General features: G+C 51.2%; 16 protein-coding genes. 7 read left to right on the top strand and 9 right to left on the bottom strand.

Translation table 11 applies throughout. From position 1 onward, the window contains the following. Positions 1-124: 124 nt before the first annotated feature. On the top strand, positions 125-646 hold the full coding sequence (locus VF575_00295) for a hypothetical protein (GenBank protein ID HEX8182022.1): 522 nt from the start codon (positions 125-127) through the stop codon (positions 644-646). 3 nt (positions 647-649) lie between these two features. On the opposite strand, the gene VF575_00290 is transcribed toward VF575_00295, so the two are convergent. The 7 genes from VF575_00290 to frr all read right to left on the bottom strand — a co-directional run bounded on the left by VF575_00290 (position 650) and on the right by frr (position 7,833). Further along, positions 650-2,173: a lysine--tRNA ligase gene (locus tag VF575_00290; GenBank protein ID HEX8182021.1), complete on the bottom strand. Its 1,524-nt coding sequence runs from the start codon at positions 2,171-2,173 to the stop codon at positions 650-652. A 183-nt stretch (positions 2,174-2,356) separates the two neighbouring features. Continuing rightward, positions 2,357-2,827, bottom strand: coding sequence for a transcription elongation factor GreA (greA, locus tag VF575_00285; GenBank protein HEX8182020.1), 471 nt, complete (start codon positions 2,825-2,827; stop codon positions 2,357-2,359). Positions 2,828-2,925: 98 nt separating this feature from the next. Then, on the bottom strand, positions 2,926-4,185 hold the full coding sequence (locus VF575_00280; protein HEX8182019.1) for an aminoacyl--tRNA ligase-related protein: 1,260 nt from the start codon (positions 4,183-4,185) through the stop codon (positions 2,926-2,928). 292 nt (positions 4,186-4,477) lie between these two features. Further along, on the bottom strand, positions 4,478-5,269 hold the full coding sequence (locus VF575_00275) for a CPBP family intramembrane glutamic endopeptidase (GenBank protein HEX8182018.1): 792 nt from the start codon (positions 5,267-5,269) through the stop codon (positions 4,478-4,480). Positions 5,270-5,297: 28 nt separating this feature from the next. Beyond that, on the bottom strand, positions 5,298-6,467 hold the full coding sequence (locus VF575_00270) for a M50 family metallopeptidase (GenBank protein ID HEX8182017.1): 1,170 nt from the start codon (positions 6,465-6,467) through the stop codon (positions 5,298-5,300). A 2-nt stretch (positions 6,468-6,469) separates the two neighbouring features. Next, entirely contained in the window at positions 6,470-7,219 is a 750-nt protein-coding gene (gene uppS, locus VF575_00265) for a polyprenyl diphosphate synthase (GenBank protein HEX8182016.1), read from the bottom strand. 50 nt (positions 7,220-7,269) lie between these two features. Continuing rightward, positions 7,270-7,833, bottom strand: a complete 564-nt coding sequence (gene frr / locus VF575_00260; GenBank protein ID HEX8182015.1) for a ribosome recycling factor — start codon at positions 7,831-7,833, stop codon at positions 7,270-7,272. Positions 7,834-8,049: 216 nt separating this feature from the next. Between frr and VF575_00255 the strand changes: the two genes are divergently transcribed. Further along, positions 8,050-9,021: a hypothetical protein gene (locus VF575_00255; protein ID HEX8182014.1), complete on the top strand. Its 972-nt coding sequence runs from the start codon at positions 8,050-8,052 to the stop codon at positions 9,019-9,021. A gap of 65 nt (positions 9,022-9,086) precedes the next feature. Here the strand turns inward: VF575_00255 and VF575_00250 are convergent, their stop codons facing one another. Together VF575_00250 and rpsB are read right to left on the bottom strand one after the other, a co-directional pair. After that, complete coding sequence (locus VF575_00250; GenBank protein HEX8182013.1) at positions 9,087-9,683, bottom strand: translation elongation factor Ts; 597 nt, start codon at positions 9,681-9,683, stop codon at positions 9,087-9,089. A gap of 296 nt (positions 9,684-9,979) precedes the next feature. Next, a complete protein-coding gene (gene rpsB, locus VF575_00245) occupies positions 9,980-10,717 on the bottom strand; it encodes a 30S ribosomal protein S2 (protein ID HEX8182012.1) in 738 nt (245 codons plus the stop codon). A gap of 246 nt (positions 10,718-10,963) precedes the next feature. Between rpsB and VF575_00240 the strand changes: the two genes are divergently transcribed. The 5 genes from VF575_00240 to VF575_00220 all read left to right on the top strand — a co-directional run bounded on the left by VF575_00240 (position 10,964) and on the right by VF575_00220 (position 15,813). Then, positions 10,964-12,700, top strand: a complete 1,737-nt coding sequence (locus VF575_00240; protein ID HEX8182011.1) for a hypothetical protein — start codon at positions 10,964-10,966, stop codon at positions 12,698-12,700. A gap of 221 nt (positions 12,701-12,921) precedes the next feature. After that, entirely contained in the window at positions 12,922-13,290 is a 369-nt protein-coding gene (locus VF575_00235; GenBank protein HEX8182010.1) for a type B 50S ribosomal protein L31, read from the top strand. A 79-nt stretch (positions 13,291-13,369) separates the two neighbouring features. Beyond that, positions 13,370-13,744: a four helix bundle protein gene (locus tag VF575_00230; protein ID HEX8182009.1), complete on the top strand. Its 375-nt coding sequence runs from the start codon at positions 13,370-13,372 to the stop codon at positions 13,742-13,744. A gap of 84 nt (positions 13,745-13,828) precedes the next feature. Continuing rightward, entirely contained in the window at positions 13,829-14,887 is a 1,059-nt protein-coding gene (gene prfA, locus VF575_00225) for a peptide chain release factor 1 (GenBank protein ID HEX8182008.1), read from the top strand. 83 nt (positions 14,888-14,970) lie between these two features. Further along, positions 14,971-15,813 carry a HemK/PrmC family methyltransferase gene (locus VF575_00220; GenBank protein ID HEX8182007.1) on the top strand — a complete coding sequence of 281 codons (843 nt, stop codon included), beginning with the start codon at positions 14,971-14,973 and terminating at the stop codon, positions 15,811-15,813. Positions 15,814-15,815: the final 2 nt, after the last annotated feature.

Below are 15,815 nucleotides of genomic sequence, written 5' to 3'. Positions count from 1 at the left end.
GTCAGCAATACCCTCCACGATTTTGTGTTTGTGGAGGGTATTTATATTTATTCGTTATAAAGAAGCTTGCATTAGTCAGATTTTTGGCGTAAAACAATACTATCAATTCTTAATCAACTAAATTATGAACAACATATGGATCGCTGAAACAACTCCGCCACAAGTAACTGCCGAGGCAGAAGAAGTAATAGTCGGAAAGGTATTGGAGCTCGGCGTCATGCCCGTTGCCAAGGAAGGTCTATCTATTTTACTGGCATCCCAGAGACCGCTTGCACGCTATGTGTCATCACTAGGCGAAACACTTAATGCGGCATCGCACGAGGGTTTATGGCCTTCAAGAGCACTTCGAATGGGAGCGGCGTTTGGCATGGCGGCCTATCATGAGACTGGCTACTATCACGAAGTAGACTCGCGGAGTTTATTAACCGGCGCCGAGCGAGCCCTTGAACTGGGAGTACCTGAAGCCTATCAGATAAGTTATGTTCTCGATTCCCACCTCAACTCTCTTTTGGACATCGTACAAGAAGTGCCTGATTTGAGAGAACATGCTAACGACTCCCGCGACCAAGGAGGCTATAGACAAGTATTGGCAATCGGCGCAGGCTGCGTCCGTCATTATCTGCAACAAGCCATAGCGACTGAGTAAGTATCAAAATTTCAAATCGGGATAAATCGTCTTCGTTACTTCGTCGATTTCAGAGCGCAGCTGTGGAAATGGTACGCCCTCACGGGCGGTGACGCCTTCGAATATCCAGAAGACGCGCTCGCTAAAGCCGAGACCGCAGGCGGGCGGCATACCGTATTCCAACATCTCAACGTAATCGATGTCGAGCATCATGGCCTCGCTGTCGCCAGCCGCCCGCATCTGTTGCTGCTCTACAAACCGCTGTAATTGTTCCTGTGGGTCATTCAGCTCACTAAAGCCATTGCACAGCTCGCTGCCCGCCACAACTGCCTGGAAGCGCTGTGTTGTCTGTGGCCGATCAGGGTTTATCTTGGCAAGTGGACTGATATAGAGCGGCGTATTCACAAGCCAGATCGGACCGACGACATCTTTGCGGATGTTTTTCCAGAGCTTGTCGATGCCACGGGCAATGTTTTCGGTTTTTTCTACCTCTAGCCTGTTGTCCGCGAGCGCTTTCTTAACTTGTTCAATCGTACAATCCAAGGGATTAATACCATAGCGACTTTCAATAGTTTCCACATAATCCCATTCCTCCCAATCTTTAGCTAGGTCAACCTCCATCGGATTGCCCTGCTTATCTTTAAGTGTAAATTGTAGTGTACCAAAGGTAGTTTGCAGGACATGGCGATATAGTTCAGTCATATATTTCATACCGTCCCGCCAGTTCCAATAAGCGGCGTACCACTCCATGGCGACATGCTCCGGCAGATGCTCGTCAGAATAGTTCTCATTCCGGAAGCGCGGTCCGATGTCATAGACCCGCTCGAAGCCAGCGCCGAGCAGCCGCTTCAGCGGCAATTCGTGGCTGATCCGCAGATAAAAATCCTGGTCAAGCGCGTCCATGTGCGTGACGAACGGATTAGCGTCGGCACCACCAGTGGTATGTTCCAGCACGGGGGTATTAACTTCCAAAAACCCATTCTGATTCAAGAAATTACGTGTCGCTTGCCAGAATTTACTGCGCCGTATAAAACGTTGGCGAATCTCCGGATTTACAGTCATATCAACGTAGCGACGGCGCAGACGCTCTTCCTTGTTCGTAAATCCCTCTTGCCGCGTCGGCATCGGGCGCAGGGATTTCGTCAGGAGACGCAACCGTTTGATCTCAACAGAATTCTCTCCTGTTTGCGTACGCATAACCATTCCCATTGCTTCAACAAAATCACCAGCATCCAGCAGTGCTATATCTGTAAGCAACAGCTCGCTATTCGAGCGGTCAGCCTTTACATCAACATCATATCTCCAAACGAGCTGGATTTCATCGCCGTCGTCTTCAATAACAATAAAAGCAATTTTTCCGAATTTGCGGATGCTGAGTATACGACCAACCGTTGTAACATCACTGCCTTCCAGCTTTTCGAATTCTACCTGGATATGCTGCGTATCATGCGTCCTACCAGATTCCGCTGGATACGGGTTTATACCGAGCGTGCGCAGATCATCTAATTTTCGCAGCCGTTCGTCACGGAGTTCTTTGAGTGTTGCCATGTTGTAGTAATAATACGCAAGTTTTGCTCATTCGTACAGCTTGGTTCGGTTAAATCCAGACGACTATAGCAAGCCTTAGCCGAAGTGGAGCCGGTGCGGTATGTCGCGGAGATGCTATACACTAGCAGCTCAGGCGACGTACCCTCCGCGCGTGAACGGGCTCGCTGGAATTATTATCTGGGTTTAGCCAATAGTCGCGATTTTGTAAACAGCTGTTTCAGCAGGCGTTTTGATCTCGACTTCTTCGCCAAGTTTTTTGCCCATCAGTGCTTTGCCAATTGGTGACTCATCGGAGATTTTGCCTTCCAGCGGGTCAGCTTCAACAGTGCCAACAACCTGAAATGCCTTGGCAGATTTGCTGTGCGCACTAATCGCTTCGAGTGTAACCTTTGAACCCAAACGAACTTTGGTTCCGCCCTTGGTGGCTTGGATAATTTCAACATTACCGACAATGTGCTCGATTTCGCTAATACGCGCTTCGTTGCGCTCTTGCTCTTGCCGTGCGACCTGATATTCGGCATTTTCTGAAAGGTCACCAAATTCGCGGGCGGTTTTGATATGCTCCGCGACCTCAGAGCGGGCAGCGATCAATCGTGCCAGCTCAGCCTTCAGTTCGTTTACTCCCTCTTCTGTCAGATGAAACAATTTTTTCATGTCTCTCCCCTTTTCTTTCTATCGACTATCTTGCAGTCGGTGATATTAATACAAATTCATAATGTGGCGTCGGAGGCTTGGATATACCTGACAGTTTTCTACATACCGAACTTTTGCATGAGCTCTTGTCTGCTAATGTACTCACTGTCCTGTGCCGTGCGAGCCTTGCATTCGTATGTGCCGGCTGCGACGGTTTTGCTACTGACCACTACTCGATACGGAATCCCTAGCAGGTCTGCGTCGGCGAATTTTTCTCCGGCGCGAACGTCTCGGTCATCGTATAATACAGCAACGTTTTTGGTTGTCAATTCCCTATAAATGTTATCTGCAACATCGGTAACATCCGGGGTATCGCCGAGGCGAGCCAGATATACTTTAGCAGGTGCAACCGCTTCTGGCCAGACCAGACCGCGGTCATCGGCCAGTTTCTCGACAATAACGCCCATCACCCTCGTAATTCCTATGCCATACGAGCCGAGATGAACATATTGTTTTTCACCTTGTTCATTGGTAAACCAGAAGTCGGTATCTTCACTTTTTTGAGTACCAAAATTGAATATATTGCCGACTTCGGCAGTTTTGACTTTGCGTAGATCTTCCCGTTTGACGCCTAGACCAGCAAGCGTCGTATCGTCGCCGACTTCTTCATTGACGGCAATCGTCTTACCGTCTTTGTCTGTGCCGAGATATATGACATCTTCGCCCGCATCACAGACGGTTTGAAATTCGTGACTGAACTGCGTAAATGCCCCGCCACTGGCAAATGTCATGTACGTGTCGTCGCCGATACCGAGTCGCTCATATATACGCATGTAGGCATCTATCGTCGCCTGGTAGAATGCATCATGCTGCTCTGCATCGAGGCTGCAGGAATACATGTCCTTCATCACAAATTCGCGGCCACGCATGATGCCGGATTTGGAGCGCAGTTCGTTACGGAATTTGGTAGAGAATTGGTAGACATTTACCGGAAAGTCTTTGTAACTTGCGGTATATTGCTTCATCATCTCGATAATAGCCTCCTCGTGTGTCCAGCCGAAGCCAACATCGGTGCCATCTTTCAACTTAGACTTAAACCACACATCGACCATTTCGTCGTCCCAGCGTCCAGTAGCCTCCCAGGTTGAGCGCTTTTGCAGGCTGCTCATAATCAATTCCTGACCGCCGATGGCGTTCATCTCCTCACGGACGATCTGCTTGATGTTTTCCAGTACCTGCAAACCGAGCGGTGTGTAGGCGTAAACACCGGCCATTACCTTGTAAACATAGCCGGCCTGTATCAGCAGCTGGGCATTGCGGGAAGTTTCATCACCAGGTGTGGTTTTGCTGGTTTTTGTAAATAGATTGGACAGTCTCATGTTCGTCACCTTCTCTCTGTTAAATTCGTGGAATACGTCTGTAAATTAGCTATGCATAATAATCCGGCAAGCCGGGATCTGTGGTGCGAAAGCGAAGTGTGACAATGTCATATTGCCCAATATTGTAGCAGAGATGGCGCGATTAGACTATGTAATTTGGCCTGAATCTAAAAACATCTACCTTGAGTGGCAACCTGCGGGGCAGACCCAAAATTGTTTTATCCTAAAGATAAAAAATTTTAGGGGCGGACAGGTTGACGAGGCTCATGGAGAGGTTTTTAGATTCAGGTACTTATGACATCGCGCGGATATACGGCAGCAGGAACAATACGAAAAACGCCAAAAAATTCTTGAGAGCATGCAGGCCGATGCCGGGCCATAAGCTGCCGGTTTTCTGGCGCATATAGCACAGGACGAGCGACAGTATGAAGGTATCGATGGCGGCAACCCACAGCAGCGGTGCCCCACTGCCGAACTGCAAGTGGGCAACGGCAAAGATAACGCTCGTCAGCAATGCAGCCCGAACAACCGACATACCTGATTTCAAGCTGCCGAACAGGTACCCACGCATGACAATCTCCTCCACGATCGGAGGCAATACGACTAGGCTAAAAAATGTCAGGATTAGGTCTGTACCGCTCGTGGCGTTCTCGAATCCAGTCTGTTGCTGCTGGGTTTGATCAAGCTGGAATAGTGCCGTCGCTGCCAGCGTGGCAATAGCATTAAGCACAAAATACGGCGGGTAGGATATCAGCGCGACTCCAAGGTCATGCAGGCGCGGCCGGATCAGTCCGAGGTGCCTGAAGCCAAGTTTGCGGCGGCGCAGCACAAAATAGAGCAGCAGCAGCGTCACAACTTCGACAATGAGCACGTAGCCAAACTGAATCGCCGCTGATCCGGACAGCCAGGAGTTGGCCTGCGATTCCGACCAGCCCTGCAGCACCGGATATATACTGACGATCGACTGTCCAATAATCATCGATCCGAAATATATTCCGAGCACTATAAGTACTGCGACGATTGGCGTCCACGGTAGTTTGTTCGCGCGCGGATCAGATGTATCGGAAGGATGTGATTGTTGCATTATGTTAATCCATCATGTCGTTTAGGTATCAGAAGAAACGTTTGACGTCGACAATCGTAATCAGGACGATGAGCAGCATCAGCAGCAAGAAGCCGCTGGCATTGATCAGCTCTTCCTTTTCCTGTGAAATTGGCCTGCCAAGGCCACGTGTAGCTAGTGTCAGCCACAAACGACCACCATCAAGCGCCGGAATTGGCAGGATGTTCATGATGGCCAGCGTCAGCGAAATAATTGCAATGATCATCAGCACAAACTGGAAGCCGAGTGAGCTGCCGTCGCGTAGAATGACAAAGATGCCAACCGGCCCTGATACCTGCTCCGAGGCGTTTTTCTGGCCGTTGCTGCGAGCCTCGCTGTTGCCTGTCGCCGCACCGGCAATTAGCCCACCAAGCCCCTTGAGCGCATTGCCCAGCCCCTGGAATGTCAGGACAGTAAACTGTTTGATGAGTCCGGCGCCAACAATCGGTGCCGACCAAGTCGAGCGCTGGATGACGTAGTCCGTTGGATAGACGCCGAGGTAGCCTTTGGGATTATCGGTTTTTTTGCTGGCTTCGACTTCGCTGGTACTACGGATTGTCGTTGTGCCCTGCCTTACTTCGCCTTTGCGGGTATATGTAATTGAGACTTTCTGTCCGGCATTCTTGCTGGTTGCAGCCGTCAATTCTTTGGACGATGTTATCTTTTGCTCACGGCCTGACTGGCCGAGCGATACTATATGATCAGCCTGCTGAATACCGCCTTTGGCAGCCGGTGACCCCTTCTCCACGCCGCCGATAATGATCTCGCTTCTGGCGATCTTAGTATCGCTTGCCACGGTAAATTGATTTTCGACAATTTTCGGAATACCGATTAATGCTAAGAACGTTAGCAGCAAAAAGGCCGTGATCAAGTTCATGACGACTCCGGCGACCATAATCTTGGATTTGGCGGCTAGTGAGGCGGCACCAAACGTCCCGTGTGTTGTGTCGCTATCATGCTCGCCCTTCATTCGGACGAAGCCGCCAAGCGGTAACAGGTTTATCGTGAAGTCATAATCGCCCTTCGGGCTTTTGATACGCTTTTTCCAGATGCGCGGCGGAAAACCTATGCCGAACTCTTCGATGTCGACACCATTGCGCCGGGCCATAATGAAGTGGCCGAACTCATGTACGACAACCAGGCCAATGAATAATATAAGTCCCACGATTAATAACAGCACGTCTAACTCCCGAATCTTCTCTGTAGTTTACTATATTTTACGAACATTTCCTGTAATTCAGCTGTGCCAAAATCCGGCCAGTGCGTCTGCGTGAACATCAGTTCGCTGTAGGCACCTTCCCACAGCATAAAATTACTGAGCCGTTGCTCACCAGATGTCCGGATGATCAGATCAACCGGTGGTACGCCCGGGGCATACAGATTTTCGGCAATCAGCTCCGGCGTGATCTGCGATGCCGGCGTGCCGGATTCAACAATTCGTTTCATCGCATCGACGATTTCCTGCTGGCCGCCGTAGTTGAGGCACAGCAATAGTGTTCCACCGGTGTTGTTTTCAGTTTTGACCTCGGCTTCATGAATGGCTTTGACGAGAGCCTTGCCGAGACGTAGTTTGGAGCCGAGCGTACGGAGGCGTATGCCGTGTTTGTTAAAATTATCAACTTCGTGTTTGAGCACCCAAAGCAGCAATTTCATCAGGTACCTGACTTCTTCGGCTGTCCGGTTCCAGTTTTCAGTTGAAAAGACGTAAGCCGACACATACTCTACACCCTCTGCAAAGGCGGCGTCGGATATAGTGCGCAGGTTTTCATAGCCTTGTTTGTGCCCTTCCATTGGCGGCAGATTGTGCTCATGGGCCCAGCGACGATTGCCGTCCAGAATTAAGCCCAAATGCCGTGGCACGGTCAGTTGGGCGGCATTGCCTTTTCGTATCAATGTAACCGCAGGTGCGGCAGCGGTCGGTGTATGAGACATGTGGATGTAGTATATCAATGTTTACTGTAGTTCGGATGAATATAAGCGCTTTATACGGTCATGATTTCGGTTTCTTTGGCCCGGGCCGCAGCTTCAGCTTTCGCCTTGACGCCGTTTAGGGCATCATCAACCTGTTTTTCGAGCCGTTTGGCGTCATCTTCGCCAATGTCTTTGGATTTTTTGGCCTTTTCAATCGTATCAAGCGCATCATGACGAATACCGCGCAAGCTGATCATACACTCTTCCTGCTTTTGCCCGACCTGCTTGACGATGTCGCGCCGGCGATCTTCAGTGAGAGCTGGTACCGGAACCCGAATGACCCGTCCGTCGTCCGATGGGTTCATACCGAGCGCCGGATTGTTGCGTATGGCTGTCGCGATCGCCTGGATGTTGCTGGGATCAAACGGCGAAATTTGGATTAGTTGTGCCTCTGGTGCAGTCACGGTTGCGACCTGGTTGAGCGGCATTGGCGTACCATATGCCTCGACTACAACGCCGTCAAGCATAGCCGAACTGGCACGGCCGGTACGCAAGCTTTTCAGATTACCCTGAAAATGTTCAAGCGCCTGATTGAATTTGGTTTGTGCGTCTTTGACGGACTGATTTGGATCCACGGTAATACCTCTTGAAGTTATACTATTATTCTACACGAAAACACGAAAATTGGCTGTAGCTACGCCGTTGCTATTGATAATGCCTTGCCCTTTTTACGTTAGACAAGATTTTATCTGCCTTTGTTGCTCTCACTGATACATTGACCGGATTGCTCAATGTTGACTTTACGCAGTTTTTATGTATAATATAATTAAATTTAATTATCTGATTCCGTAATGAAATTTCGCAGAACGACTGTCTCTCCGGCAGAAATGACCGGACACCTCTCAGATTTTGAGCCGACGTTTTCATGCGATATTGGAAAAGCTGAAGTCGCAGCCAAAGTATATACCGGCGGCCATCCGGCTGACGTAACGTCAGTCGCCCTGCTGCTGCAAGGTTGGATGGCGAAACCGCAATCACTTCATCCATTTGCTACTGAGCTGGTCAGCGCAACCCAGGGCCTAGCCGCAATCGTACTGCAACAACCGCGCCTTCCTCGCCCAAACATCCGCAAAGATATTGGGACTCATATTCGCGAAGCAAATCCGATGTCTATCCGACAGCTGCGGGCTCGGTCTGCTCAAGTTGTTGGCCAAGCAGCCTGCCATATATTTGGCGTTGATAGCTTATCAATAATTTCTCACAGCCTTGGTACGGTTGATGCGGCGCAGCTGTACAAAAACGAGCCGAGCTTTGATATTAGCCGTTTAACAGCCTTGGCTCCGTCCGGATTTTTCCGGCGCCGCGACATAGTACCGGTAGCCCTGCGTGCCAAAAGCTCCGCTTGCGGTGGCACCGGAAACATGAAAGACAAACTACGCAATTATCCGGTTCAGATTCCATCTGAAGGCTTGTATGCCCTGACCGCGCACATCGCGCCAACACTCAAGCAAATGAAACAAAATGGCACGTCGTTATACGGTATTGATTTTGCCAATGACAAATTGATGGGGCAGCGCGATTTGTCGCATGCGTTCACAGATGGTTACCATATCATCGATGAAGGCTGCGCCTGCCACAATGCGCCGAGTCACGGCAGCGAAGCAAGCCGGATTGTTGAAACGATACAGGACGCGTGGACCAATGTTCAATATCCGGATCCGCAGCCCGGCTACGCGGCAGTTCCACGGCAGCCGAGCTTTCCAAACATTTTGAACATCTATAAGGGCGCAAGGTCGTTTGCATCCCGGCAGTTACCGGCATAGTTCGCTCTTGCATCATAATAAAACCGCCGCGAGTATGCGGCGGTTTATTATTTGAGATGTCGTGCTTAGGCTACTTCACCGAGAGCCAGGCGGCTAAACCGGCGGACGACGATGTTCTCGCCGAGACGGGCATTGTGCTCTTTGACGTAATCGCCAACGGTTAGGTCAGGGTTCTTGATGAACGGCTGATCCAGCAGGCAGCGTTCTGCGAAATATTTTTTGAGCTGACCTTCGACGATTTGGCCAACCATGTTTTCCGGCTTGCCTTCTGCCTTCAGCTTTTCGCTGAATTCGGCCGCAGCTTTATCGCGGTCTTCAGCTGGGATTTCATCAGAGCTGAGGTACTGTGGATTGCTAGCTGCAACGTGCATGGCAACGTCTTTGACGAGGGCTGCGAAAATCTCATTGCGGGCAACAAAATCTGTTTCGCAGTTGATCTCGACGAGCACACCGATGCGGTTATCGTGCAGGTAGCTGCCGATGACGCCTTCGCGGGCTTCACGCTCACCGCGCTTGTCGGCTTTGGTCATACCCTTTTTGCGCATGGCTTCAAGCGCTTTATCAAAGTCGCCGTTTGCTTCCTCGAGGGCTGCTTTGGCGTCAGTCAAGCCGACACCAGTTAAATCTTTGAGTCTTTTTACTTCTGCTATGTCTACTGCCATAGTTATATTCCTTGTTTACATTTACATATAGGTGACATTGTCGGGTGCAGGTCCGGGCGCCTCAAGAGTATAATGTATAACTTCGAGCCCCATGTTTAAATATGGGCGATGTGTGGGGTCACAGGAAGTATTGTCGACCGAAACAAGTGCTCGGTGTTTGTCCTTCGCATACATCTGCCGGATATCCTCAGCGTATTCACTTTTTACAGAGAAAACTCTTCTTCGCTCAAAATTAGGACTGTGCATAATTACTTCATTTACTTCTATATACCTACGCCTATTAGCGTGGTGTTTGCTTATGCAGCTACTGCGTCTTTGTCAGGTGCTGGTGCGATTTTCTCGCGCTTTGCTTGGCCGGCTTCAATAGCTTGGCGGACGTAGTCAGCGACGAGTTCGACGGTTTTGATGGCGTCGTCGTTGCATGGGATCGGGTAGTCAGCCAGTGACGGATCGGCATTGGTGTCTACAAGTCCGATGATTGGGACGCCGAGCTTGCGGGCTTCACGGACAGCGTTTACTTCTTGTACCATGTCGAATACAAAGACTGCACCTGGACGAGCTGGCATGTTCTTGATGCCGCCGTAGATAAAGTTCTTGTCATCGATCTCTTCCTGGAAACGCTGGACTTCGAGCTTTTGATACTTGCTCTGGAGTTCGCCGGATTCCATCTTGGTTTCAAGGTCTTTGAGACGCTTGATCTGGGTGCTGATGGTTGGCCAGTTGGTCAGCATGCCGCCGAGCCAGCGGTTGACGACAAATGGCTGCTTGGTGTCTTCAGCAAGCTTGAGGACGATGTCCTTGCTCTGGCGCTTGGTGCCGACGAGTAAGATCGGCTTGCCCTCGGATGTCAGGCGGTTGATAAGGTCGAGTGCGCGCTCTAAACCTTCGACGGTACGAGCCAGGTCAATGATGTGAATGGTACCGCGTTTGCTGTGAATGTACGGCGCCATCTTGGGGTGCCAGCGGCTGGTCTGGTGACCAAAGTGCGCTCCAGCTTCGAGTAATTTCTTGATGTCTACAGGTACTGCAGCCATAATTAATATGTCCTTTCCTTCGGCCTTGTTCTTCGGTGTGGGAGCTTTGCCGACCCTGCACGGGTGATGACAAAGAGGTCGATATCCCTACCTGCTTCGTGTTATTACACCCTCATTATAACAGATACGGCGGCGGCAGACAAGTACACTACCCCTTCTTAAAATATCGATGGGTAGGCTATACTAATTATTAGATAACATAAGCAATATACCTTAGCCTAAATATAATAAATTTTGTATACACCAATGCCTCGATCTATATCACCGTCACATACAGTACTCAATATCGTCTTCGCAGTACTCGGTATGGGCTTGTTTGCATTTATCGGCGTCAAGATGCTCAATGCCAGCTTCGCAGCTACCATTAACCCCTACGGTGCTATCGACTACTGCGCACTGGAGAACAATGTCACGACAATTTACGGCTGGGCCAGCGATCCAAATGCCGGCTCGCTCGCGCTGCCGAATGTCACGATTAGTGCCGGTGGTGTCGCCGGTAAAGCAGCGACAAACCGGGCGAATTACCGCGATTTCTACGTCCACAAATATATCGACAGCTTTAAGCCTGGCGACCCGAAGCCTGGTACCTATGGATTCCGGGCGCAATTGCCAAACCTCTTTAAGGGTGGAAACTATACGGTTGCCGGTGTCGCCGAAAATGTCGGTCCAGGTGCCAATACGGCGCTCAGCGTCAACCGGTCGAGTGGCCTGGACGGCGATACCAGCAAAGCTACCTTTGGCGGAACGGCGACGCTGCCAGCTGCCTGTCTGGCAAACAGACCAGCTCCAGCTCCGTCGCCTGCACCGGCGCCTGCCCCCGCACCGACGCCGAGTCCGGTAACGCGGCCCGTACCTCGTCCTATACCGACAGCTCCGACGCCGGTAAATCCAGCAGACCCTGGCGCCGATGCCGATGCTGCCGTGACCGCTGGTACGCTGGCCGTCCAGCTAAAAATCCCGGCTGGCAATGCTACCAAGGTGCACGTCGTTTACAGCCGTAGTGCGACTGCCCTAGATCAGACAAGTCCAGACATCGACACCAATGGAACTGATACGATCCATCTTCTCACCGGGCTCACGCCGCGGACGACCTATTATTATCAAATCATCCGCAGTAACAACACTAAGACAGTACCATCGACGACGGCCAGCTTTACGACTCAGGGCTTTAACATCGCCGTATTGTTTGCAAACGATAAGTCCAAACCAGTCGCCGGTATCAAAGGACAGCTGGGCAATCTCAAAGCATCCAGCACTTCTGATAAAGATGGTTTAATGTCATTCAAGGACGTGCCGGCTGGTACCTACAAACTGACCTTCCGCAATAGCGGACGAGACTACGTACAAACAGTTAATGCGGCAGTCAGTGACGCCAGCGAAGCTGATGCCATGTCGACTTCCCCAGTGACGCTGCGCACTGTCATCAATACTGACAAGCTGACTGCCGTCAGCGCCAACAAGCCTGTTGCGCAACCTGATAGTCGTAGCGTGTCATGGTTTATCTGGGCTGGGCTAGCCGGGCTGCTGCTGGCCGTCATGCTCATCATCGTTATGCTGCGAAGGCGGCGGCGTCCAAAACAGACGCCTGGCGCGCGCCTAGCCTTTCCGCCGCAACCATTGAATAACGCAACCTCGGCCGCTGCTGGAGCTGGCGACGGAGCACTGCTGCCTGCCGCCGGTCCTACGAATACATCAAAAATTTTTAAGCGCAAAGCGCACCGATCTGACGTACAGAGCTCAGCCGGACTAGCGGCGCCTGTCGAGGCATCCCACATCGGTGAATCGCTCAAAACAATGGTGCTACGAAGCATGGCCGAAGAAGCCGAGGCTCGTAGAAACCAAAGCCAGAACCCGGTATCTCCTCAAAGCCTGGCACCGCGCCAGCCCGGTGGATACGCGCCGCCTGCACCGAGCAACGACTATTCGGCAGTACCGCCACGGCCTGCTAGTGAGCCAAATCGGCCGCCAAATAGCGACACCTAAGCTGAACTGGTCATTCCGGGCATCACTTGGCGTAAGGGCGTAAGTCAGATCTAAAACCTCTGCCTTGAGTGGCAACCTGCGGGGCAGACCCAAAATTGTTTTATCCTAAAGATAAAAAATTTTAGGGGCGGACAGGTTGACGAGGCTCATGGGTAGGTTTTGGAATTCAAGCGAACTGCCGTTGACGGCTCCGCAACAGATGTGATACTATTGTTTGGATTATGAAAAAAGCATTACACCCCACCAGCTACCGCCAAGTGGTCTTCCAAGACCTCAACAACGGCGACAACTTTATTACTCGTTCAACTGTCGCTGCCGATGACAAAATTACCATCGACGGCGTCGAATATCCTCTCGTGAAAGTTCACATTTCACGTACATCGCACCCCTATTTTACTGGCGAAGAGCGAATTGTGGACATCGAAGGACGCGTTGACAAATTCAAAGCTCGCGCTGCCGCTGGTGCCGCCGCCAAAGACCGCCGCGCTGCTGCTGCCCAGAAACTTACTAAGCGTGCTGAAGCCAAGGCTGCCAAGGCTGCCGACCAGGTTCAAACTAAGATTGATGCCCCGTCTCCAGAAGCCCAGTAACTGGTTTCAATTCTCGATATCGCATCTATTTCAAGCGTGAGCAATTTTGCATCAGCAGACAATAAGGTATAGTGAAGACATGCCAACAACCCCCTCATACAAAGACATGCCGATTTGGCAACGTTCCATGCAACTTGCCGTCGATATTTATCAGCTAACTTCGCAGTTGCCCGCCACCGAACGTCTTGGACTCGGTGCGACATTGCAGCAAGCTGCCGTTAGCATACCGACAACAATTGCCAGCGGCACCAAAGGCGGTCGTAGCGGGTTTCGCGCAGCCTGTTTATCCGGACGTCAGGCCTGCGCCGAAGTAGAAACTCTACTGCTTATAATTCAGCAGATTTATCAGACAATATCCGTCGATGACCTCTTGGCAGAAACCAATGATATTCAGACTGCGCTGGCCGGCATGGCTAAGCGACTGGAACACGCAGCGTCCAGCAAAGCCGTATAACAAACCACGTACACATGGGCAGCTACTCCTCTGGGATTACTATTCATTTATCTCTACTAGACTAATCCTGTAAACTAATTACTGATGGAACAAAAAGAACAAACTTACCGCACTGAGCTGGTTGAACTGGAGCGCAAGCTGCAGGATCCAGATATTTATAGCGACAAAAACTACCCGAAGCTCGCTAAGCGCCGAGCTGAAGCCGAGCGCATTGTCAGCCTGTTCGACGCGCGTGCCGATCTCAGCAGTAAGCGCGCTCAGGCCCAGGAATTATACGAGTCGGGTGATCCCGAAATGCGCGAGATGGCCAATCTGGAACTTGCCGAGCTAACGGCTCAAATTGCCGACAACGACGCCAGCCTATCTGAAGCATTGACACCGAAGGACCCAAATGACGAACGTGACGTCATCATGGAAATACGGGCCGCCGCTGGTGGCGACGAATCCAGCCTGTTTGCCGGCGAACTGTACCGCATGTACGCCCGTTGGGCCGAAGTACATGGTTTCAAAATCGAATTAATTACCGAAAGTCCCAACGAAGTCGGCGGTTACAAGGAAATCACCTACGCACTGCGTGGTGTCGAGGCCTACAAACAGTTGAAGTTCGAAGCTGGCGTCCACCGCGTTCAGCGTGTCCCTACCACCGAAAGCCAGGGCCGTATCCACACTAGCACAGTTACTGTCGCAGTACTGCCAGAGGCCGAAGAAACCGATATTGAGATCCGCGATCAGGACCTGCGGATCGATGTCTACCGCTCTGGTGGCCACGGCGGCCAGTCCGTCAATACCACTGACTCGGCGGTGCGTATCACCCACCTCCCTTCTGGCCTTGTCGTCAGCAACCAGGATGAAAAATCACAAATAAAAAACAAAGCCAAAGCCATGGGCGTGCTGCGCAGCCGCCTGCTGGCCCAAAAGATTGAAGAGGAACAAAAGCAGCAGTCTGATGCCCGCAACAAGCTGATCGGCTCAGGTGATCGCAGCGAGAAGATCCGGACCTACAATTTCCCGCAGGATCGCATCACTGACCACCGGATTGGTTACAGCCGTAGCAACATACCAGCCGCCTTGGCGGGCGACATTGACGACATGATTGAAAAGCTACTTGCCTACGAACACGAGCTGCTCAGCGGCGAGGCGTAACGTGCCGTACGAGCTGCACAATAGTCTTAGCGATTTAACTAGTAAACTAAACCGGACCATCTCTAAATGGTAAAATTATGATAATGACGACAGATGCCTGGCTCAAATCGACAACTGCGAGCCTGCGTGCCGCTGGTATTGAAACGGCCCGGTTGGATGCCCTAGTACTACTCGAAGACTGCCTGAGTGCAGACCGAGCAACAATACTGGCTTATCCAGAAACTGAGCTGACAGCTGAACACATTGCTGTACTCGACGAACAAATTAAGCGGCGCTGCGGGCACGAACCACTAGCCTACATCAGGGGTAAAACCGAGTTTTACGGTCGAGATTTTGAAGTTAATAAAAATGCGCTCGAACCGCGCCCAGAGTCTGAAACTATCATAGAAGTGCTCAAAAAGCTGTATGCTGCCGCCTACACTGGCTGCAGTCTACCGGTAAATCCTGTCTCGATTATTGATGTTGGCACTGGTTCCGGCGCACTGGCCATCACCGCCAAGCTGGAGCTGCCAATGTCTGACGTAACGGCAATTGATATCGACCCGGCCTGCGTAAGGCTTGCCCAGCAAAATGCCGACCGTATGCAGGCTGAGATAACATTTTTGACGGGCGATTTGCTTGCACCACTTGATAATCAGCGGCCTGATCCAGTAGTTTTGCTCTGCAACCTGCCCTACGTACCTGACACGTTTCATATCAATCAGGCAGCAACGCGAGAACCAAAGCTGGCTATCTTTGGGGGCAGCGACGGTCTGGATCACTACCGTGCATTGTTCAAACAGCTACAGCAGCGCGAATGGCAGCCAAACCACATTATCACTGAGTCGCTGCCCGCCCAACATGCGGCGCTGTCAGTTTTGGCAGCGCGATACGGGTATGATGTCAGTATGACTGATGACTTTATTCAAGTGTTTGCAGCCAACTGAAG

The sequence above is a fragment of the Candidatus Saccharimonadales bacterium genome (genome assembly GCA_036388415.1).
Taxonomy (GTDB): domain Bacteria; phylum Patescibacteriota; class Saccharimonadia; order Saccharimonadales; family UBA4665; genus UBA4665.
The sequence above is the reverse complement of the archived record's forward strand: the minus strand, read 5'-3'. Positions and strand labels throughout refer to the sequence as shown.